At 64.7% G+C, this 20,363-nt stretch carries 17 protein-coding genes; 10 read left to right on the top strand and 7 right to left on the bottom strand.

Annotation, left to right across the window (positions count from 1 at the left end):
• Positions 1 to 77 precede the first annotated feature (77 nt).
• The gene (locus tag ABIB91_RS03820; protein ID WP_354159828.1) at positions 78 to 1,283 is read right to left on the bottom strand and encodes an ABC transporter substrate-binding protein; all 1,206 of its coding nucleotides are present in this window, start codon (positions 1,281 to 1,283) and stop codon (positions 78 to 80) included.
• A gap of 296 nt (positions 1,284 to 1,579) precedes the next feature.
• Here ABIB91_RS03820 and ABIB91_RS03815 point away from each other — a divergent pair, with 296 nt between their 5' ends.
• Both ABIB91_RS03815 and ABIB91_RS03810 read left to right on the top strand, forming a co-directional pair.
• Positions 1,580 to 2,374 carry a thermonuclease family protein gene (locus tag ABIB91_RS03815; RefSeq protein ID WP_354159830.1) on the top strand — a complete coding sequence of 265 codons (795 nt, stop codon included), beginning with the start codon at positions 1,580 to 1,582 and terminating at the stop codon, positions 2,372 to 2,374.
• 131 nt (positions 2,375 to 2,505) lie between these two features.
• On the top strand, positions 2,506 to 3,897 hold the full coding sequence (locus ABIB91_RS03810) for a M48 family metalloprotease (RefSeq protein WP_354160000.1): 1,392 nt from the start codon (positions 2,506 to 2,508) through the stop codon (positions 3,895 to 3,897).
• Positions 3,898 to 4,019: 122 nt separating this feature from the next.
• Here the strand turns inward: ABIB91_RS03810 and ABIB91_RS03805 are convergent, their stop codons facing one another.
• Positions 4,020 to 5,345 (bottom strand): MFS transporter, encoded by a 1,326-nt coding sequence (locus tag ABIB91_RS03805; protein ID WP_354159832.1) that lies wholly within the window; start codon positions 5,343 to 5,345, stop codon positions 4,020 to 4,022.
• Between the two features lie 182 nt (positions 5,346 to 5,527).
• Here ABIB91_RS03805 and cyoA point away from each other — a divergent pair, with 182 nt between their 5' ends.
• The 7 genes from cyoA to ABIB91_RS03770 are packed head-to-tail and all read left to right on the top strand — an operon-like array spanning position 5,528 to position 12,441.
• The gene (gene cyoA, locus ABIB91_RS03800) at positions 5,528 to 6,688 is read left to right on the top strand and encodes a ubiquinol oxidase subunit II (protein ID WP_354159833.1); all 1,161 of its coding nucleotides are present in this window, start codon (positions 5,528 to 5,530) and stop codon (positions 6,686 to 6,688) included.
• Between the two features lie 11 nt (positions 6,689 to 6,699).
• The gene (gene cyoB, locus ABIB91_RS03795) at positions 6,700 to 8,697 is read left to right on the top strand and encodes a cytochrome o ubiquinol oxidase subunit I (protein WP_354159834.1); all 1,998 of its coding nucleotides are present in this window, start codon (positions 6,700 to 6,702) and stop codon (positions 8,695 to 8,697) included.
• Entirely contained in the window at positions 8,698 to 9,327 is a 630-nt protein-coding gene (gene cyoC, locus ABIB91_RS03790; RefSeq protein ID WP_007599270.1) for a cytochrome o ubiquinol oxidase subunit III, read from the top strand. It begins immediately after the preceding gene.
• Positions 9,324 to 9,710 (top strand): cytochrome o ubiquinol oxidase subunit IV, encoded by a 387-nt coding sequence (cyoD, locus tag ABIB91_RS03785; RefSeq protein WP_354159837.1) that lies wholly within the window; start codon positions 9,324 to 9,326, stop codon positions 9,708 to 9,710. The genes cyoC and cyoD overlap by 4 nt, the downstream gene beginning before the upstream one ends.
• On the top strand, positions 9,707 to 10,567 hold the full coding sequence (locus ABIB91_RS03780; RefSeq protein ID WP_354159839.1) for an SURF1 family protein: 861 nt from the start codon (positions 9,707 to 9,709) through the stop codon (positions 10,565 to 10,567). The genes cyoD and ABIB91_RS03780 overlap by 4 nt, the downstream gene beginning before the upstream one ends.
• Positions 10,539 to 11,918: an ATP-binding protein gene (locus tag ABIB91_RS03775; protein ID WP_354159841.1), complete on the top strand. Its 1,380-nt coding sequence runs from the start codon at positions 10,539 to 10,541 to the stop codon at positions 11,916 to 11,918. Before ABIB91_RS03780 ends, ABIB91_RS03775 begins: the two co-directional genes overlap by 29 nt.
• On the top strand, positions 11,908 to 12,441 hold the full coding sequence (locus ABIB91_RS03770; RefSeq protein ID WP_007599266.1) for a response regulator transcription factor: 534 nt from the start codon (positions 11,908 to 11,910) through the stop codon (positions 12,439 to 12,441). Before ABIB91_RS03775 ends, ABIB91_RS03770 begins: the two co-directional genes overlap by 11 nt.
• A 182-nt stretch (positions 12,442 to 12,623) precedes the next feature.
• On the opposite strand, the gene ABIB91_RS03765 is transcribed toward ABIB91_RS03770, so the two are convergent.
• From ABIB91_RS03765 to ABIB91_RS03745, 5 genes are all read right to left on the bottom strand, one after another.
• Entirely contained in the window at positions 12,624 to 13,460 is an 837-nt protein-coding gene (locus ABIB91_RS03765) for a CarD family transcriptional regulator (protein WP_354159843.1), read from the bottom strand.
• Between the two features lie 344 nt (positions 13,461 to 13,804).
• Positions 13,805 to 14,143, bottom strand: a complete 339-nt coding sequence (gene fdxA, locus ABIB91_RS03760) for a ferredoxin FdxA (RefSeq protein WP_007599264.1) — start codon at positions 14,141 to 14,143, stop codon at positions 13,805 to 13,807.
• A gap of 132 nt (positions 14,144 to 14,275) precedes the next feature.
• Positions 14,276 to 14,545 carry an RNA-binding S4 domain-containing protein gene (locus ABIB91_RS03755; protein WP_354160002.1) on the bottom strand — a complete coding sequence of 90 codons (270 nt, stop codon included), beginning with the start codon at positions 14,543 to 14,545 and terminating at the stop codon, positions 14,276 to 14,278.
• Positions 14,546 to 14,629: 84 nt separating this feature from the next.
• A complete protein-coding gene (locus ABIB91_RS03750; RefSeq protein ID WP_354159845.1) occupies positions 14,630 to 18,037 on the bottom strand; it encodes a helicase-related protein in 3,408 nt (1,135 codons plus the stop codon).
• A gap of 593 nt (positions 18,038 to 18,630) precedes the next feature.
• The gene (locus ABIB91_RS03745; protein ID WP_354127132.1) at positions 18,631 to 19,440 is read right to left on the bottom strand and encodes a DUF3108 domain-containing protein; all 810 of its coding nucleotides are present in this window, start codon (positions 19,438 to 19,440) and stop codon (positions 18,631 to 18,633) included.
• Between the two features lie 605 nt (positions 19,441 to 20,045).
• On the opposite strand from ABIB91_RS03745, the gene rpmB reads away from it, so the two are divergent.
• Positions 20,046 to 20,357: a 50S ribosomal protein L28 gene (gene rpmB / locus ABIB91_RS03740; RefSeq protein ID WP_354159848.1), complete on the top strand. Its 312-nt coding sequence runs from the start codon at positions 20,046 to 20,048 to the stop codon at positions 20,355 to 20,357.
• The last annotated feature ends 6 nt before the right edge of the window (positions 20,358 to 20,363 follow it).

The following is a 20,363-nucleotide window of genomic DNA, read 5'->3' as shown; positions in this document are numbered from 1 at the left end:
CTCGTCATTGCGAGCGAAGCGTTTCCGCGGAGACAGCCTGGATTGCTTCGTCGCTTCGCTCCTCGCAATGACGGTGTTTATTTCTTCACCAGCGGACAGCGCGACTGCTCCAGCGACTGGAACGCCTCGCTGCCGGGCACCGTGGCGAGCAGCTTGTAGTCGTCCCAGCGGCCCTTGGATTCCGACGGCTTCTTGACCTCGAACAGGTACATGTCGTGCAACATGCGGCCGTCCTCGCGGATCTTGCCATTCTTGGCGAAGAAGTCGTTGATCGGTGTCTCCTTCATCACTTTCATCACCGTCGCGGCGTCGGTCGTGCCGGCCGCCTTCACTGCTTTCAGATAGTGCGTCACAGACGAATAGACGCCCGCTTGCGCCGAGGTCGGCGGCCGCTTCATGCGCTCCTGGAAGCGCTTCGAGAACGCGCGGGTGTCGTCGTTGAGATCCCAGTAGAAGGCTTCCGCAAGCAACAGGCCCTGCGCGGTCTCGAGCCCGATCGAGTCGATGTCGGTCACGAAGGCGAGCAGCGGCGAGACCTTCTGGCCGCCCTTGGTGATGCCGAACTCGGCCGCCTGCTTGATGGCGTTGACGGTGTCGCCGCCGGCGTTCGCGAGCCCGATCACCTTTGCTTTCGAGGCCTGGGCCTGGAGCAGGAACGACGAGAAATCCGACGTGTTGAGCGGATGGCGCACGCTGCCGAGCACCTTGCCGCCGGTCTTGGTCACGACGGCGCTGGTGTCCTTTTCCAGATCCTGGCCGAAGGCGTAGTCGGCGGTGAGGAAGTACCAGGTGTCGAGGCCCGACTCCACGGCCGCAAGGCCGGTCACATTGGCCTGGCCGTAGGTGTCGAACACATAGTGAATGGTGTAGGGACCGCAGGCCTCGTTGGTGAGGCGGATCGAGCCCGGGCCGTTGAACATGATGATCTTGTTGCGCGCTTTCGCGATCTCGCCGGCGGCAAGCGCGGTCGCGGACGCCGCGACGTCATAGATCATTTCGACGCCCTGATTGTCGAGCATGTCGCGGGCGATATTGGCGGAGAGATCGGCCTTGTTCTGATGGTCGGCAGCCAGCACCTGGATCTTGCGGCCGAGCACCTCACCGCCAAAGTCCTCCACGGCCATCTTGGCCGCGGTCTCGCTGCCGGGGCCGGTGATGTCGGCATACAGGCTCGACATGTCGAGGATGCCGCCGATCTTCAGTGGCGGCTTGTCCTGGGCCTGTGCGGCGCTTGCACTCAGCGCCAACGCAGCAGCAAAAATACCCGACACAACATGCTTCATCGAAAAAGACCTCCCTTATCGCGCCGTACTCTGATGGCGGCTTGGTTATTGTGTTGCCGCAATCATGCCGCATGCGCGACAGCGCAGCAAGCGCGCGGGACGATGCAGATGAGCGATCAACACGCGCTTTCCGCAAAGCGGAATGACGAGATGCGGAAGAGTGCCTCCGCCGTCATTGCGAGCGCAGCGAAGCAATCCAGGATCTTTCCTCTGAGGGACTCTGGATTGCTTCGCTGCGCTCGCAATGACGGAGTATGAACAAACAGTCTTCGCGCCCCACCGCGCTTGAGTTATAATTGGAGCGCAACGCAACCTCACCGGGCAACGTGACGCAACGGCTTCAGCTGATCGCAATCCTTCTCGTCGCGGGGCAGAGCGCATTCGCGAGCCCGTGCCAGTTCGAGTCCCAGGGCGAAGGCCGCGTCACCGCGATCGATGCGCGCAGTCTGCGGCTCGATGACGGCCGGGAAATCCGCTTGACCGGCATCGAGCCGACCGCGACCACGAAGCAGGCGCTGACCTCGCTGCTGGTCGGGCGCGACGTGATCCTGCGCAGCGCCGACGACACGCCTGACCGCTATGGCCGCCAGGGCGCGCTGGTCTTTGTCGGCGAGAGCGACATCTCCGTGCAGGCGACGCTCCTCGCTCAGGGCGACGCCATCGTCTCCGCCGAGATCGGCGATAAGGACTGCGCGGCCGCCCTGATGGCGTCGGAGGCCGAGGCGAGACGCCAAAAAAAGGGCAGCTGGGCTGACCCGTTGGCCATAAAAAACGCGGAAAGTCCGGACGATATTTTGGCGGGGATCGGGCGTTTTGTGGTGGTCGAGGGCAAAGTCCTGTCGGTCCGGCAAGCTGGGGCAATGACCTACCTCAACTTCGGACGAAACTGGACACGCGGCTTCGCCGTGACTATTTCAAAGCGCATGGTACCCGCGTTCGAAAGCGCCGGGATCGCTCTTAAGTCTCTGGAAAATAAGCGTATTCGTGTCCGGGGCTGGGCTGAGGGGAATACGGGGCCGCGTATCGATATACGCCTCGTAGGACAAATCGAGTTGCTGGGCGCAAACGAGCCGACAGGGGTAAGGCCCTAAAAAGGGCCAGGCACGGGTTAAGCGACGTGAATGGGGTGCTAGGACGGCACGGACAAAATGAACGCCGCCTGCGGGCAGCGCCTGCTGCGCTATGCCTCGTGCTGGGTTCAGCCCTTGCCGGCTGCGGCGATATGGGCCGCTTCCAGACCGCGGCGGCCCCGCCGACCGTCGCGATGCCCAAGCCGAAGCCGGCCGTCGCGCAGACCCCCGCCACCGAGAAGGAGCACGAGCGCATCCTGGCGAGCTATGGCGGCACCTATGACGACCCCAGGCTCGAATCCCTGGTCATCAAGACCGTCGACCGGCTGGTCGCGGCGTCCGACCGCCCCGACCAGGGTTACAGGGTCACGATCCTCAATTCCGGCGCGGTGAACGCCTTCGCGCTGCCGAACGGCCAGCTCTATGTCACGCGGGGCCTGCTTGCGCTCGCGAGCGACACGTCGGAATTGTCCTCCGTGCTCAGCCACGAGATGGCGCATGTGCTGTCCAAGCACGCGGCGATGCGCGAGGACCAGGCCCGCCAGGCCGCGATCGTCACCCGCGTCGTCACCGACATGAGCAACGATCCCGATCTCACCGCGCTCGCGCTCGCCAAGACCAAGCTGACCATGGCGAGCTTTTCGCGCAATCAGGAGTTCGAGGCCGACGGCGTCGGCGTCGGGATTTCCGCCAAGGCCCATTTCGACCCTTATGGTGCCGCACGCTTTCTCTCGGCGATGGAGCGCAATGCCGAGCTGAAGGTCGGCAAGACCTCGCTCGATCCGCGCGCGCAGGATTTCACCTCGTCGCATCCGGCGACGCCCGAGCGCGTGCAGAACGCGCAGACCATCGCGCGGCAATACGCAGCGCCAGAGGGCGGCGAGCGCGACCGCGAGACCTATCTCGCCGCGATCGACAACCTCGTCTACGGCGAAGACCCCAGCGAAGGTTTTGTCCGCGGCCGGCGCTTCCTGCATCCGAAGCTCGGCTTCACCTTCCAGGCGCCGGACAATTTTACGCTCGACAACACTGCGCAGGCCGTGATCGGCGTGCGCGACGGCGGCTCGCAGGCGATGCGGTTCGATGTCGTGCGGGTGCCGGCGGAACAGTCGCTCGGCGACTACCTGAATTCCGGCTGGATGGAGGGCGTCGAGAAGGCCTCCACCGAGGACATCACCATCAACGGTTTTCCGGCTGCGTCCGCCACCGCCAAGGGCGACCAGTGGCAGTTCAAGGTCTATGCGCTACGCTTCGGCAGCGACGTCTACCGCTTCATCTTCGCGGCACGGCAGAAGTCGACCGAGAGCGAGCGCAATGCGCGCGAGACCGTCGGTTCATTCCGCCGCCTGACGCTCGAGGAGATCCAGGCCGCGCGCCCGCTGCGCATCAAGGTCATCACCGTGCAGCCGGGCGACACCGTGGAATCGCTCTCCCACCGCATGGCCGGAGTCGATCACCCGGCCGAGCGTTTTCGCGTCCTCAACGGGCTCGATCGCAACGCGCAGGTGAAGGTGCGCGATCGTGTGAAGGTCGTGGCGGATTGACGTACGCTAAACTGCCGTAGGGTGTGCAAAGCGAAGCGTGCCCACCATTCCCGATCAGGATTATTGAAAGATGGTGGGCACGGCGCTTACGCGCCTTTGCCCACCCTACAAGCTCCGCCCGATCAGCGCCCCGCGTCCATATCGCCGGCCTCGCGCTGGCCGCTGAGCCAGAGCGCGAGCAAGGTCCAGAACGCGCCCGACAGCAGGTACGCTCCCGAGGCGATGACGCCGAGATTGGTCGCCAGCAACAGGGCGACCAGCGGTGCAAAGCCGGCGCCGAACAGCCAGGCCATGTCGGAGGTCAGCGCCGAAGCCGTGTAGCGATAGGCCTGCTTGAAGTTCGAGGCAATCGCACCCGACGACTGGCCGAACGACAGACCGAGCAGGATGAAGCCGATCACCATGTAGATGGTCTCGCCGAACGCGCCGGCATCGAGCAGCTGCGGGGCAAAGCCGCTGTAGATCGCGATCGCGATCGCCGATCCCATCAGCAGCGACTTGCGGCCGACGCGGTCGGCGATGACGCCGGAGAGCACGATCGCGCCGACGCCGAACACGGCGGCGACGATCTCGATGATCAGGAAGCGCACCGGGCTTTCGCGGGTGAACAGGAACACCCAGGACAGCGGAAACACCGTGACCATATGGAACAGAGCGAAGCTTGCCAGCGGCGCAAACGCACCGAGCATGATGTTCTGGCCTTCGCGCGCCACCGTCTCGGAGATGCGCGAGGGCTGCAATTCGCGGGTCTCGAACAGCGAGGCATATTCTTCCGTCGTCACCATGCGCAGGCGCGCGAACAGCGCCACGACGTTGATGGCAAAGGCGACGAAGAACGGATAGCGCCAGCCCCAATCGAAGAAGTCGTCGGCCGAGAGATTCCCGGCGAAATAGGCGAACAGCCCGCTCGCCACGATCAGACCGAGCGGCGCGCCAAGCTGCGGCACCATCGCGTACCAGCCGCGCTTCGAAGGCGGCGCGTTCAGCGCCAACAGCGAGGCCATGCCGTCCCAGGCGCCGCCCCAGGCCAGACCCTGTGCGATGCGCGCCAGCGCCAGCAGCCAGATCGCCGCAACGCCGATCTCGTGATAGCCGGGCAGGAACGCGATCGCGACGGTGGCGGTGCCGAGCAGGAACAGCGCCGAGATCAGCTTGGCCGTCTTGCCGTACCCGCGGTCGACCGTCATGAAAATGACGGTGCCGATCGGCCGGGCCATGAAGGCCAGCGCGAAGATCATGAAGGAATAGAGGGTGCCGGTCAGTTCGCTCGTGAACGGGAAGACCAGGCGCGGGAACACGATCACCGAGGCGATCGCGAAGACGAAGAAGTCGAAGAATTCCGAGGTGCGGCCGATGATGACGCCGATAGCGATCTCGCCGGGACTGGCCTGGTCGTGGCCGTGCTCGCCCGAGTGGTCTGCCATTGCGGGGGTCTGTGCCATCGCCATTCGCGCGCCCTTAACGTCCTGAAAACCAAAGCTGACCGCCCGGCGAGGCGCCAGGCAATCTAGCCTTGTCTGGCGCAACATCCCGCACTGCAACATTGGACAAATTGTCCAATGTCCGGATTGCTGCGCCGCAGCTACCCCTTGGCCCCGCAAAAGAAACTCATTCTCATAAGGCTCGGCCCTTGTCCCGTTTCAAGATTCTGGCGCTGCTACCCCTGGCGGTTGCGCTCAGCGGCTGCAACTACGTCGTGCTGGCGCCGGCCGGCGATATCGCAGCGCAGCAGCGCGACCTCGTCATCATCTCCACCGTCCTGATGCTCCTGATTGTCGTGCCCGTGATGGCGCTGACGGTGCTGTTCGCCTGGCGCTACCGCCAGTCCAACACCGAGGCCCGCTACGAGCCCGAATGGGACCACTCGACCAGCCTCGAGCTGGTGATCTGGTCGGCGCCGCTCTTGATCATCGTTTGCCTGGGCGCGCTGACCTGGATGGGCACGCATCTGCTCGACCCCTATCGCACGCTCGGCCGCATCCATGCCGACCGCGCCGTGGACCAGTCCAAGGCCCCGCTCGAGGTCGACGTTGTCGCGCTCGACTGGAAGTGGCTCTTTATCTATCCGGACTACGGCATCGCCACCGTCAACGATCTGGCAGCTCCGGTCGATCGTCCCATCAACTTCCGCATCACCGCGTCCTCGGTGATGAACTCGTTCTACATCCCCGCGCTGGCCGGCCAGATCTACGCGATGCCGGGCATGGAGACCAAGCTCCACGCCGTCGTGAACCACGCCGGCACCTATCGGGGCTTTTCGGCGAACTACAGCGGCGCCGGCTTCTCAGGCATGCACTTCAACTTCCAGGGCCTCGACGACAAGGGCTTTGACGCCTGGATCGCCAGCGCCAAGTCCGGCGGCGGCTCGCTCGGCCGCGCCGAATATCTCCAGCTCGAAAAACCCAGCCAGAACGAGCCGGTGCGGCGCTACGGCACCGTCGATTCCGATCTCTACCGCCTGATCCTCAACATGTGCGTCGAGACCGGCAAGATGTGCCAGAGCGAGATGATGGCAATCGACGCCAAGGGCGGCCTCGGCCATGAGGGCCTGAACAACACGCTGCCGCTGGCCTACGACAAGTACGCCCGCCGCGGCACGGCGCTTGGGCCGGAGCCGACCTTCGTCGCCGGCACCTGCACGCCCGATGCGCCGCAGGGCAGGACCACCGCCTCCATCACGGCGCCTCTCGACACCGCGCCGCTGCTCGGCGCCGGCCTGAAGCGGCCGAGTTTCACGCCGCTGAAGTCCTCGTCCTTCTTCCTCGGACAACGTCCGAAGTCAGATTCGTAAAGAGATCCCGCATGTCTCCTGATCTTCTCAAGCTCATCTTCGGCCGGCTCACCGTCGAATCGCTGCCGCTGCACGAGCCGATCGTCGTCGGCACCTTCGCCGTGGTGGCGACCGGCGGCCTCATCATGTTTGCCGGCCTGACTTATTTCCGCGTCTGGGGTTATCTCTGGAGCGAGTGGTTCACCAGCGTCGACCACAAGCGCATCGGCATCATGTACATGATCCTCGGGATCGTGATGCTGCTGCGCGGCTTCGCCGACGCGCTGATGATGCGGTTGCAGCAGGCGCTCGCCTTCGGCGGCTCGGAGGGCTATCTCAACTCCCATCACTACGACCAGGTCTTCACCGCCCACGGCGTGATCATGATCTTCTTCGTGGCGATGCCGCTGGTCACCGGCCTGATGAACTTCGTCGTGCCGCTCCAGATCGGTGCGCGCGACGTGTCGTTCCCGTTCCTGAACAATTTCAGCTTCTGGATGACGGTCGGCGGCGCGGTGCTGGTGATGGCCTCGCTGTTCATCGGCGAATTCGCCCGCACCGGGTGGCTCGCTTATCCGCCGCTGTCGAACATCGGCTACAGTCCGGATGTCGGCGTCGACTATTACATATGGGGGCTGCAGGTCGCGGGCGTCGGAACGACGCTGTCCGGCATCAACCTGATCTGCACCATCGTCAAGCTGCGGTGCCCGGGCATGACCATGATGCGGATGCCGGTGTTCACCTGGACCGCGCTCTGCACCAACGTGCTGATCGTCGCTTCCTTTCCGGTTCTGACCGTCGTGCTCGCGCTGCTTTCGCTCGACCGCTACGTCGGCACCAACTTCTTCACCAACGATTTCGGCGGCAGCCCGATGATGTATGTGAACCTGATCTGGATCTGGGGTCATCCCGAGGTCTACATCCTGGTTCTCCCCGCCTTCGGCATCTTCTCGGAAGTGACCTCGACCTTCTCGGGCAAGCGGTTGTTCGGCTACACCTCGATGGTTTACGCCACGGTGGTCATCACCATCCTGTCGTACCTGGTCTGGCTGCACCACTTCTTCACGATGGGGTCGGGCGCCAGCGTCAACTCCTTCTTCGGCATCACCACGATGATCATCTCGATCCCGACGGGCGCGAAGATGTTCAACTGGCTGTTCACGATGTATCGCGGCCGCATCCGCTTCGAGCTGCCAATGATGTGGACGATCGCGTTCATGCTGACCTTCGTGCTCGGCGGCATGACCGGCGTGCTGCTCGCAGTGCCGCCGGCCGATTTCGTCCTGCACAACAGCCTGTTCCTGATCGCTCACTTCCACAACGTGATCATCGGCGGCGTCGTATTCGGTGCGTTCGCCGGTATCGGCTACTGGTTCCCGAAGGCGTTCGGCTTCAAGCTCGATCCGTTCTGGGGCAAGCTGTCGTTCTGGTTCTGGGTCACGGGCTTCTACCTCGCCTTCATGCCGCTATATGTGCTCGGCCTGATGGGCGTGACCCGCCGGCTCCGCGTGTTCGACGACCCGAGCCTGCAGGTCTGGTTCATCGTCGCCGGCATTGGCGCCTTCCTGGTCTTCCTCGGCATCCTCTCGATGCTGATGCAGTTCGCAGTGAGCTTCCTCAGGCGCGAGCAGCTCAAGGACGTCACCGGCGATCCCTGGGATGCACGCACGCTGGAATGGGCGACCTCCTCGCCGCCGCCGGCCTACAACTTCGCTTTCACTCCCGTCGTTCACGACAATGACGCGTGGTGGGACATGAAGAAGCGCGGTTATCAGCGCCCGCTCACCGGGTTCAAGCCTATCCACATGCCCAGCAGCACCGGCACCGGCATCATTCTCGCCGGCTTTGCCACCGCGATGGGATTCGGTTTGATCTGGTACATCTGGTGGCTGGCGGCCGCGAGCTTCATCGCGATGCTCGCCGTCGGCATCGGTCACACCTTCAACTATCACCGCGATTTCGACATTCCGGCCGACGACGTCATCCGGGCCGAAGACGCGCGCACCAAACTGCTCGCCGGAGCCAAGTAAATGACTGTCGCTGTCAATCCCACGCAAACCGGCGAGCCGGTGTTCTACCTCGCCGACGAACACCCGCATCCGGAAGGCTACAGCACCTCGCTCGGCTTCTGGATCTATCTGATGAGCGACTGTCTCATCTTCGCGATCCTGTTCGCCACCTTCGGCGTGCTCGGCGGCAACTACGCCGCCGGTCCGGCGCCGAAGGATTTGTTCGAGCTGCCGCTGGTCGCGGTGAACACCTCGATGCTGTTGCTATCGTCGATCACGTATGGCTTCGCCATGCTGACGATGCAGCAGAACAAGATCGCCCAGACCCAGATCTGGCTGGCGATCACCGGCCTGTTCGGCGCCGCGTTCATCGGCATCGAGCTGTCCGAGTTCGCCCACATGATCCACGAAGGCGCGACGCCGCAGCGCAGCGCCTTCCTGTCCGCCTTCTTCACCCTGGTCGGGACGCACGGCCTGCACGTCAGCTGCGGCCTGATCTGGCTGGTGACCCTGATGGTGCAGGTCTGGAAGTTCGGCCTGATCGAGGCCAACCGCCGCCGCCTGATGTGCCTGTCGATGTTCTGGCACTTCCTGGACGTGGTCTGGATCGGTGTCTTCACCTTCGTCTATCTCCTGGGAGTTCTGCGATGAACACCGATACTCACGCCGCCCACGCGGACGATCATCACCATGGTGACGGCCATGCCAACGCGCACGGCTCGTTCTCGACCTACATGCTCGGCTTCGTGCTCTCGGTCGTACTCACCGCGATCCCCTTCTGGCTGGTGATGAGCGGCGCGCTTCCGAGCAAGCAGATCACCGCGCTCGTGATCATGGCCTTCGCGGTCGTGCAGATCGTCGTGCACATGATCTACTTCCTGCACATGAACACGACGTCCGAGAACGGCTGGAGTATGATGGCGCTGATCTTCACCATCGTCATGGTGGTGATCGCCCTGTCCGGTTCGCTGTGGGTGATGAACCATCTCAACAGCAACATGATGCCGATCCACCAGATGAACGGGATGAAATGAACGAAATCCGGACCGAGACGAGCAAGGCAAACGGGGCGCGCCGCGACGCTGCGCACCCGTCCTTGTGGCTCACGGTCCTCTCGCTCGCGGCCATTGCACTTCTGATCGCGCTCGGCGTCTGGCAGATCGAACGCCGCGCCTGGAAGCTGGCGCTGATCGACCGCGTCGAGCAGCGCGTTCATGCCCCGGCGCAGCCGATCCCCTCGCCAGCGGCATGGCCGACCGTCTCCGCCGCAAACGACGAATACAGGCACGTCAGCGTCAGCGGCCGTTTCATGCATGACCGTGAGACGCTGGTTCAGGCCGTTACCGAAGAAGGCCCGGGCTATTGGGTGTTGACACCGCTCAGGCGCGACGACGGCACGCTGGTACTGGTCAACCGCGGCTTCGCGCCGTCCGACCGGCGCGACGTCTCGACGCGCCGGGACGGCAATCCGCAAGGCGAGGTCGAGATCACCGGCTTCTTGCGCGTCACCGAGCCAAAAGGCGGATTCCTCAGGACCAACGTGCCTGAGCACAATCGCTGGTACTCGCGGGATGTCACCGCGATTGCGGCGGCACGCGGCCTCGACCATGTCGCGCCCTTCTTCGTCGATGCCGACGCTGGATCACAATCCGGCAGCGGCCCAATCGCCGGATTGACCGTGATCAGCTTTCCCAATAACCACCTGATCTACGCGCTGACGTGGTTTGCCCTGGCTTTCATGCTAGCCGGCAGACTTATCGTCACATTCGGCGGCGGGCTGTTCCGCCGCAGGAAGCCCTGGAGCGGCTTCGTCCACGAAGCGGCCGGCGGCTCCGATGCCGGCGCCCGCAGGACGGGATCAGATGCTGGAACGATCGTCGAGCCCACCTGACGACGGAAGAACGCAGGGCGCCGTCACGCTGCAATCGCAGGCGGACGCGCGCAGCGAGCTGATCGGCGCTGCGCCGACCGACGACGAGACCAACCGCAAGAACATGGCGTTGCTGATCCAGCTGCGCTGGACGGCAGTGGTCGGGCAGATCGTGACCATCGGCGGCGTGCATGTCTGGCTCGGCATTCCCCTGCCTCTCACCCGCATGGGCGCGGTGATCGGCGCACTGATATTTCTCAACGTCTCCAGCCTGGTGTGGGTGCGCCATCGCGCCGCGATCACCAACAACGAGCTGCTGGTCGCTCTGATGCTGGACGTCGCTGCGCTGACCGCGCAGCTCTATCTCAGCGGCGGCGCCACCAATCCCTTCACCTCGCTGTTCCTGCTCCAGGTGACGCTGGGCGCGGTGCTGCTCGATGGCCGCTCGACCTGGTCGCTGGTCGCGCTGACCTGCGCGAGCTTCGTCTGGCTGACCGTCGCCTATCGGCCGCTCGATCTGCCGCCGAACCCGCTGAGCGAGACCTACACGCTCACGGTTGCCGGCATGCTGCTGGGCTTCGTGCTCAACGCCGTGCTGCTGGTGGTGTTCGTCACCCGCATCAACAGGAATTTGCGCGAGCGCGACGCGCATCTGGCGGCGCTGCGCCAGCATGCCGCCGAGCAGGATCATATCGTGCGCATGGGCCTGCTCGCCTCCGGCGCGGCTCACGAGCTCGGGACGCCGCTCGCCTCGCTCTCGGTCATCCTCGGCGACTGGCGCCGCATGCCCGACCTCGCCGCCGATCAGGAGCTGGCCGAGGACCTCGCGGAGATGGAGACTTCGCTGCAACGTTGCAAGTCGATCGTGACAGGCATCCTGGTGTCGGCGGGCGAAGCCCGCGGCGAGGGATCGTCGCCGACGACGGTGGCGGCTTTCGTCACGGCGCTGGTGGAAGAGTGGCGCGACGCGCGCTCGGCGCGCACGCTGTATTTCGTCAACACCTTCGGCGAAGACGTCGCGATCGTCTCAGACGTCGCGCTGAAGCAGGTGATCTTCAACGTGCTCGACAACGCCTACGAGGTCTCGCGCGACTGGGTCGAGCTCGTTGCCGAGCGCGAGGGCGATAATCTCGTGCTGTCGATCAGCGATCGCGGCCCCGGCTTTGCGCCGGAGATGCTGGCACAGCTCGGAAAGCCCTATCAGTCGAGCAAGGGCCGCGCCGGCGGCGGGCTCGGCCTGTTCCTGGTGGTGAACGTGGTGCGCAAGTTAGGGGGCAGCGTGACCGCCGAGAACCACAGGAAGCGCGGCGCCACGGTCCGCCTCACGCTGCCGCTCGCCACGCTCGCGATCGGAGGCAGCTTTGACGCCTGACCGTTCGCTCATCGTCGTCGAGGACGATGCCGGCTTCGCCCGCACCCTGAAGCGTTCGTTCGAGCGCCGCGACTACGAGGTCGTGCTCGCCGCCTCGATCGAGGACGTGCGGAAAGTTCTGGAGGAGCGATCGTTCGGCTATGCCGTCGTCGACCTCAAGCTCGGCGGCGCCTCGGGACTGGCCTGCGTCGAGCTCTTGCACACGCACGATCCGGAGATGTTGATCGTGGTGCTGACGGGCTTTGCCAGCATCTCCACCGCCGTCGAGGCCATCAAGCTCGGTGCATGCCACTATCTGGCCAAGCCGTCGAACACCGACGACATCGAGGCCGCCTTCAACAAGGCCGCAGGCAATGCCGAGGTCGCGCTCGACGCCCGGCCGACCTCGATCAAGACGCTGGAATGGGAACGCATCCACCAGACCCTGATCGAGACCGATTTCAACATCTCGGAAGCGGCAAGACGGCTCGGGATGCACCGGCGGACGCTGGCGCGGAAGCTCGAGAAGCGGCCGGTGAAGTGAGGTTGGTTAACTTTGTAGGGTGGGTTAGCGAAGCGTAACCCACCACTTCTTTGCGGCAGCATCGTGGGTTACGCCTTCGGCTAACCCACCCTACGGACCGAGCAGGATCATCCGGCGCCCCAAACAAAAAGCCCGGCCAAACGGCCGGGCTTTTGATCTGTTGCGATCGACGCGCGAGCCGCTTACGCGGCCTCGTCGGCGACCGTGGCTCCGCCCTCGGTCTCGTCGCTATCGCCCTCGGCGTCGGCTTCGCCTTCGGCGGCTTCGGACTTGGCGCCGGTGCGACGCGGGCTCTTGGCGAGCTGGGCCTCGATCTCCTTGACCGCTTCGGTCTCGGTCGAGTGCTGCACCACCGCGATCTCGCGGGAGAGACGGTCGAGCGCGGCTTCATAGAGCTGGCGTTCGCTGTAGGACTGCTCGGGCTGCGATTCGGAGCGATAGAGGTCGCGCACGACTTCCGCGATCGCGACGATGTCGCCCGAGTTGATCTTCGCTTCGTATTCCTGGGCGCGGCGCGACCACATGGTGCGCTTGACGCGGGCACGGCCCTTGAGGGTCTCGAGCGCACGCTTCACCAGCGCGGGCTCGGACAGCTTGCGCATGCCGACATTGGCGACCTTGGCGGTCGGCACGCGCAGCGTCATCTTGTCCTTGATGAAGTTGATGACGAACAGCTCGAGCTTCGCGCCGGCAATCTCCTGCTCCTCGATGGCCAGGATCTGGCCGACGCCGTGGGCGGGATAGACGACGAATTCGTTGGCCTTGAAGCCCTGACGCTGGGTCACGACCTTCTTTTCCTCGACCTTCGGCGCAACAGCCGCGGGCTTCACGGCCGGCTTGGCGGCAGCGACGGGAGCCTTGGCAGGAGCAGCCGCAACAGGAGCCTTCGGCGCGGCGGGCTTGGCAGCGGGTGCCTTGGCAGCGGGTGCCTTGGTTACAGCGGGCTTGGCGGCAGGCTTGGCGGCAACAGGCTTGGCAACGGTCGCTTTCGCGGCCGGCTTGGCAGTCTTGTTAGGCATTGCGCTTCTTTTGTTCTTCGAGGACTTTGCAGCCGGCGCCTTCGTCGCGGTCCGACCCTTGGATGCGCTACGGCTGGCCGCGGCGACTTTCTTGGCGTCCTTATGGGAAGCCTTCGCTGAAGTACTCTTTTTACGCGTTTTCTGTGACACAGCCTGCGCGCGGAAACTGCCACGCCCCTGTTCGACATTTGGTTTCACGGGAACCCAACGGGGCCGACGGGGCTAACCAGGGTTCGGCTCAATGTGCCCAATATAGCACATTTCCCGCAAAAATCAATAATTTAGGGGTCTTAAGGGCTGGTTTTCGGCGGTAACGCCGCTAATAGGGTTAAGTTTGACCCGAATTAGTCGCCGGACCCGGGGTTCGCGGAGAAATACTTGTCGAACTTGCCCTCCATGCCGTCGAAATCCTTGGCGTCGGCAGGTGATTCTTTCTTCTGGGTGATGTTCGGCCAGCTCTTGGCGTAGTCGGCGTTGACCGTGAGCCACTTTTCCAGGCCCGGTTCCGTGTCCGGCTTGATGGCATCGGCGGGACATTCCGGCTCGCACACGCCGCAATCGATGCACTCGTCAGGATGGATGACGAGCATGTTCTCGCCCTCGTAGAAACAATCGACCGGGCAGACCTCGACGCAGTCGGTGTACTTGCACTTGATGCACGCTTCAGTGACGACGTAAGTCATCCAACGCTCCGAAAAGCTCTTTTAAAAGTCGCGGCTTGCGTAGCGCGGATGGCCCGGCGCCGCAAGCTCAGGAACGGCCGATCATGACGGCTTTATGCGCTTGATCGACCAAGAAATGAATTCAAAGCGCAATTAATTGCGCTGAGAATTCGGATGGCCTTCACCGAGCTCTTCGTAGAGCACACGGGCCGAGGCGGCATCGCCGCGGCGTTCGTTGAAGGCGGTGACTTTCAAGACGCGCACGGTACGATCGAGCGCGATGGTGAGCACGTCGCCGACCTTGATCGCATGCCCCGGCGATTTCTCGCGTGCACCGTTGACGCGAACATGGCCGGACTCGACAAGCTCGGCAGCGGAGGTGCGCGCCTTCACCACCCGCGCGTGCCATAGCCATTTGTCGATGCGCTGCCGCTCGGTCGTGACTCTGTTCCCTCTGACGCGTTTTCTTCACGCGAACCGCTCCGCATTTCGCTTGAAAACGCTACGCTACTCCTTACGCCCGGACAGCTGCTCCTTTAGCGCAGCGAGTTTTGCAAACGGCGAGTTCGGATCGACAGGACGATCGCGTTCGCGCGGATTGGCGCTCGATGCGTAGGGGCGCAGCGACGGTCCGCCCTGGCGGTCGCGGCCCTTGTCGCGGTCACGGCCGCGGTTGTCGCGACCCTTGTCGCGATCACCGCCACCAAACTTGCCCTTGTTGCGATCCTTGTTGTCGCGGTCCTTGTTGCCGCCATTCTTGCCCTCGAAGCGACGGTTCTTGTCGTCGCGGCCCTCGGGACGCGGCGCAGCTTCGGCGCCGCCTTCGCGCGGTTTGCGGAAGTCCCTGCCGCCATCTCGGCGATGACCGCCGCCATGGCGGTGACGCTCACCGCGCTTCTCGCCGTCGGCAGCAGGCGCGGCTTCGCCTTCGGCAGGTGCAGCGCCGGCTTCAGCAGCCGCCTGCGGACGCGGCTGGTGACGCTGGTTGCGATGGCGCTCGTGGCGCGGCTTGCGATCGTCGTGGCGGCCGGCGGGACGCCAGACCTCGATGAGCTCGGGCTCGGCGGGCGTGGCCGCAGCCTCCACAGGCGCAGCCGCATCTGCCGACGCAGCGGCTTCGGTTGAAGCAGTTTCTGCAGGCGCGGTTTCGGCGGGAGCGGTTTCGGCGGGGGCAACAGCTTCTTCCGCGGGTGGTGCGATGCCGGGAGCGTCTTCCGGCGTGACGGAAGCCTCAAGCGCCGGCTCTTCTTGCACGGGCTCGTCGTGCTGCTCCATGCCGGGCGCGTCTTCGACGGTCACAGGCTCGGCGGCGGCTTCGATCGCGGTGTCCGCGGGCGCCGCACCGTCTTCGGCCGGCGTTTCGGTTGCGGGTGTCTCTTCAGTGGAGGCTTCAGCAACAGGCATCTCGGCCACAGGCGTCTCGGCAACAGCCTTGGCGGGCTTCGCCGGCAGCGGCGGGCGCTTGTCCATGCGATAGCCGAGCGCACGCAGCACGGAGGCAAAATCTTCGCCGGCCGAACCGGTGAGCGAGGTCATCGCCTGCGTCACCACGAAGCTGCGGCCGTCGAACGCACCGGCGGGCTTTTCGCCGGACGCGTTCTCGCGCCAGGCCAGCGCCGGACGGATCAGATCGGCCAGGCGCTCCAGGATGTCGACGCGGACGGCGCGCTCGCCGGCCTGCTTGTAGCCGAGCACGCGATAGGCGTCGCGCGGCAGCTGCTTGTCGACCGGGAACGAGGTGCGGCCGGAGCTCGCCAGATGCTGCGCGCCCGACAGCGCGGAGGGATCGACATTGTCCTGCTTCAGCGCCCAGAGCAGCGCGGCCAGAGCACGCCCGGCCGGCTTGAGCAGGCCGGGGAAATAGAGGTGATAGGCGCCGAAGCGGACGCCATATTTGCGCAAGGTCGCGCGCGAGGGCTGGTCGAGGTCCTTCAGCTCGTTGGCGATCTTCGGGCGCTCCAGCACGCCGAGCGCCTCGACGAGCTGATAGGCGATGCCGCGGGCGATGCCGGTGACGTCCTCGGCCTTGCTGAGCTCGAACAGCGGCCCGAGCAGCTTTTCGATATGCGTCTTGAGCCAGAGCTCGAGCCGGGCCTGCACCTTGTCTCGGGGGGCGCCCGTGAGGCGTTCGTCGGAGATGATGCGGATGCGCGGATGCAGCGCGTCCTCTGCGGCAGACAGCCGCGCCACGGCATCGCCGGTCCAGCGGATGATGCCTTCCGAAGTCAGCACGAACTGCTCGTCCGGTGCGTTGCCCAGTTTTTCGGCGCGCGCGTTGATCTCGCCGGCGAGCACGGCCTGCGCTGCAGCCTGCAACGCTTTCGCATCGGAGCCGGCTTCCGCCGCATCCGGTGCAAAGGTGAAGCCATCGAGGCGGCCGATGACATGGCCTTCGACGATGACTTCGCCGGTCTTGCCGATTTCAGTATTCAAGCTCGTGTTCTCCCGCAGGCGGCGCATCAATACACTGGTCCGGCGATCAACGAAACGCTCAGTCAAGCGTTCATGGAGCGCATCCGATAATTTATTTTCGACCTCGCGGGCGATCCCCTGCCACCGTTCGGGGTCTTTCAGCCAGTCGGGACGGTTGGCGACGAAGGTCCAGGTGCGAATCTGCGCGATCCGGGCCGACAGCGTGTCGATATCGCCGTCGACGCGGTCGGCCTGGTCGATCTGGGTCCTGAACCAGGCGTCGGGGATGCAGCCCTTCCGCATCAGAAAGCCGTACAGCGTGGTGACCAGCTCGGCATGGGCGGCCGGCGACAGCTTTCGATAATCGGGGATTTGGCAGGCCTCCCACAGCCGTTCCACCGCATCCTTGCCATGCGTGACATCGCGCACCTCGGCGTCGCGGGCGGCGTGGTCGAGCACGCGCATGTCCTCGGCGATCGGCGCGCGCGTCAGCGCCTCATGGCCGGGGGCCAGGTTCAGCGAGACCTGGAGCGCGCCGAGGGAAGCGAAATCCAGCTTCGAATTGCGCCATTGCAAAACCTTCACGGGATCGAAGGTGTGGTTCTGCAGCGCATTGACGAGCTCGGGCTCGAACGGCGCGCAGCGGCCGGTGGTGCCAAAGGTGCCGTTGCGGGTGGCGCGGCCGGCGCGGCCGGCGATCTGGCCGAATTCGGACGGCGTCAGGCGGCGGAACTGATAGCCGTCGAACTTGCGGTCGGAGGCAAAGGCGACGTGGTCGACGTCGAGGTTGAGGCCCATGCCGACGGCGTCGGTGGCAACGAGGTAATCGACCTCGCCGTTCTGGAACATCGCGACCTGCGCATTGCGGGTGCGCGGCGACAGCGAGCCCAGCACCACGGCGGCGCCGCCATGCTGGCGGCGGATCAGCTCGGCGATGGCGTAAACCTCGTCGGCCGAGAAGGCGACGATGGCGGTGCGGCGCGGCTGCCGCGTGATCTTGCGGTCGCCGGCGAATTCGAGCTGCGACAGGCGCGGCCGCGTGATCATGGAGACGCCGGGCAGCAGCCGCTCGATGATCGGACGCATCGTGGCAGCGCCGAGCAGCAGCGTCTCGTCGCGGCCGCGGCGGTTGAGGATGCGATCGGTGAAGACGTGGCCGCGTTCCAGATCAGATGCGATCTGCACCTCGTCGACGGCGAGGAACGAGACGTCGAGATCCCGCGGCATCGCCTCGACGGTCGAGACCCAGTAGCGCGGCGATTTCGGCTTGATCTTTTCCTCGCCGGTCACAAGCGCGACGGCGTCGGGGCCGACCCTTGCTGCGATCTTGTTGTAGACCTCGCGCGCCAGCAGGCGCAGCGGCAGCCCGATCATGCCGGAGGGATGCGCGAGCATCCGCTCGATGGCGAGATGGGTCTTGCCGGTGTTGGTGGGACCAAGCACCGCAGTGACGCCGGCGCCGGGAAGCCGCTCGGAAGCGAAGGGGGAGGAGGAAAAAGGCATCTGGGGGATTAGGTAATGGCGATTGGGGCGAATGTCAGTGCTGTTTTGGGGCGGTGGCGCGAAGGGCCGGCCTCACACATCGCTGTCATCGCCCGGCTCGACCGGGCGATCCAGTATTCCAGAGGCGGCGCAGATCAAACCGAGAGGGCGCGGCGTACTGGATGCCCCGGTCAAGCCGGGGCATGACGGCGGAGAATGCGGCGCCCTTCCCCGAACCTCGCGCAACTGTCTCACTTTGCGACGCTTTTCCCGTTGGCTTTAAGCTTCGGAACGAGTTGAGAACGAATCGCGGCCGAATCGCTGACTCCCCCTGGAGTCCTGTTCCGTTCTCGCAAGATGTCGCGGGAGGCTTATCGGGTTCGCACTAGATGGAGTTTTGCCCCGCCGCACAAGCGACGTTTCGGTGGCGGAATCGTTAAAGCTGGGGACGGCGCGGAGTCGAATCAGAATCGGGGAGGAGTCAAATGGATTCCCGGCCCTCGACCCCCTCCAAAACAAAAGCGCGAAAACAACCCCATGCACAGTAGGCATGCCATTGAAATCGCTTGCGTTTATTTTCGCCGAAAAGGGAGATTCAGCACGGGACGCCCGGCCTACTGCGTCTTCGCGATCCTGGGCGGCTGGGCCGTGGTGATGAAGCTGGTTGCTTCCAGCATGGCCGGCCCGAGCGGGGTCGGCACTTTCAGCCAAAACGGCACCAGGATGCGCGTGCCCGCGATCGGCGCGAACGCGACCTCGATGTTGCGCTGGGCGGCGAGATATTTGATCACGGGACGGTCGGGGATGTAGCCGGCGATGGGCACGAAATACAGCGAGCAGACCACGACCTGGCCGTGATAGCCCTTCTCCGCCTTCACGCTCTCCATGCGCTTGAAATCGAGCTTGAGCTCGTAGCGCATGCGGCCGTCGAACACGGCGGCGCTGCCGTGGCAGGCGTCCGCCGACAGCACGTCGCCGCTGCCTGCTACGCGCACCAGCGAGGCCGTCATCGGATCCCAGACGCCGCGGCGATGCGCGTCGGTGACGACGATGCGGTCGGGATCGACCGGCGGCTCCGGCAGGATGGCAAAATCCTTCACATTGCCCTTGTCGAGCGTGATGCGGATCTCTTCGGTCTTCTTCGAGGTGGTGGTGGAGGCCTGGTAGCCGGTCGCGACCAGCGCGCCGTTGACCACGCGCCCTTGCGAGGCGCCGGTGCCGGATCCGCCCGCGAAGGATTTCAACAGCCCCGAGGTGCCGCCGGAGGCCGCGGCCGCGAACACGTCGTCCTGGATGTCGATGTTCCAGGCGCCTCGGCCTACGGGAATGCCCGACAGCGTCGCCTCGTATTGCGCCTCGAGCTTGCCCTGCGCCGCCGCGGGCTCCGCCGCCCACGCCAAGACCAGCCCGCCAAGGGCTGCCATGACCCAGCGGCCGGCAGAGCGCGGATGACTTGCGCGTGGATTCCTTGCGCGCCGCTTCGCTGAGCGCAGCTCATTTGGGCGCAGGCTTGGCGCAAGATGAGACGTTGTGAGCACGAAACAATCCAATCGGGGCGCGAACGGTTGTTACTTAAGCCAAATAGCGCGCCAAGCAATGTGTCCGGGCCACTCCGCGTCCGGAACTCCACTGGACTCTTCGGGCGCGAATACGCCCTTTATGTGATGGTAAGGCGCGATAATCATTGCCGTTTTGGTGATCGGGGCGGGTCAGAAGCGCGCACCTCACCCCGCCACCTCCACCGCCGTCATGCCCTGCTGTCATGCCCCGCCTTGTGCGCACTTGCGCACTGGGGCGGGGAATCCAGTACGCCGCGCCTCCTCTGGTCAGCCGCACCGTCTCGGCGTACTGGATCGCCCGGTCGAGCCGGGCGATGACAGCTACCTTGGAGCACGAAACCCGCCCCAAAACCTTGACGTCCCGCCGCTTCCCCCCTATACGTCCGCCCGCTCCCTGCAAGGACAGAGAATTTGCCCGTGGCGCCCCGAATGGCGGCCGCACATCGTTGGGAAAGATTGAGGATTTTGCCATGTCTCGCCGCTGCGAATTGACGGCCAAGGGCCCCCAGGTCGGCCACACGGTCAGCCACTCCAACATCAAGACCAAGCGCCGCTTCCTGCCGAACCTGGTCAACGTGACCTTCATCAGCGAAGCGCTGGGCCGCAACGTGCGCCTGCGCGTCTCCACCAACGCGATCAAGAGCGTCGACCACAATGGCGGCCTCGATCCCTTCCTGCTCAAGGCCAAGGCCGCCGTGCTGTCGCCGCGCGCCCTCGAGCTGAAGCGCGCCATCCAGAAGAAGGTCGGCCCCGCTCCCGCGCCGGCGAAGAAGGCGAGCTAAGAATTT

The sequence above is a fragment of the Bradyrhizobium sp. JR4.3 genome (assembly GCF_040547695.1).
Classification (GTDB): Bacteria; Pseudomonadota; Alphaproteobacteria; order Rhizobiales; family Xanthobacteraceae; genus Bradyrhizobium; species Bradyrhizobium canariense.
Note: the sequence above shows the minus strand (reverse complement) of the source record. Positions and strands in the feature narration are given on the sequence as shown.

Bases quoted from the DNA above. Each gene is read 5' to 3' on its own strand.
- ABIB91_RS03820 (WP_354159828.1), bottom strand. From the start codon at position 1,283: ATGAAGCATGTTGTGTCGGGTATTTTTGCTGCTGCGTTGGCGCTGAGT.
- ABIB91_RS03810 (WP_354160000.1), top strand. From the start codon at position 2,506: ATGGGCCGCTTCCAGACCGCGGCGGCCCCGCCGACCGTCGCGATGCCC.
- ABIB91_RS03805 (WP_354159832.1), bottom strand. From the start codon at position 5,345: ATGGCGATGGCACAGACCCCCGCAATGGCAGACCACTCGGGCGAGCAC.
- cyoB (WP_354159834.1), top strand. From the start codon at position 6,700: ATGTCTCCTGATCTTCTCAAGCTCATCTTCGGCCGGCTCACCGTCGAA.
- cyoC (WP_007599270.1), top strand. From the start codon at position 8,698: ATGACTGTCGCTGTCAATCCCACGCAAACCGGCGAGCCGGTGTTCTAC.
- cyoD (WP_354159837.1), top strand. From the start codon at position 9,324: ATGAACACCGATACTCACGCCGCCCACGCGGACGATCATCACCATGGT.
- ABIB91_RS03780 (WP_354159839.1), top strand. From the start codon at position 9,707: ATGAACGAAATCCGGACCGAGACGAGCAAGGCAAACGGGGCGCGCCGC.
- ABIB91_RS03775 (WP_354159841.1), top strand. From the start codon at position 10,539: ATGCTGGAACGATCGTCGAGCCCACCTGACGACGGAAGAACGCAGGGC.
- ABIB91_RS03765 (WP_354159843.1), bottom strand. From the start codon at position 13,460: ATGCCTAACAAGACTGCCAAGCCGGCCGCGAAAGCGACCGTTGCCAAG.
- fdxA (WP_007599264.1), bottom strand. From the start codon at position 14,143: ATGACTTACGTCGTCACTGAAGCGTGCATCAAGTGCAAGTACACCGAC.
- ABIB91_RS03750 (WP_354159845.1), bottom strand. From the start codon at position 18,037: ATGCCTTTTTCCTCCTCCCCCTTCGCTTCCGAGCGGCTTCCCGGCGCC.
- ABIB91_RS03745 (WP_354127132.1), bottom strand. From the start codon at position 19,440: ATGGCAGCCCTTGGCGGGCTGGTCTTGGCGTGGGCGGCGGAGCCCGCG.
- rpmB (WP_354159848.1), top strand. From the start codon at position 20,046: ATGTCTCGCCGCTGCGAATTGACGGCCAAGGGCCCCCAGGTCGGCCAC.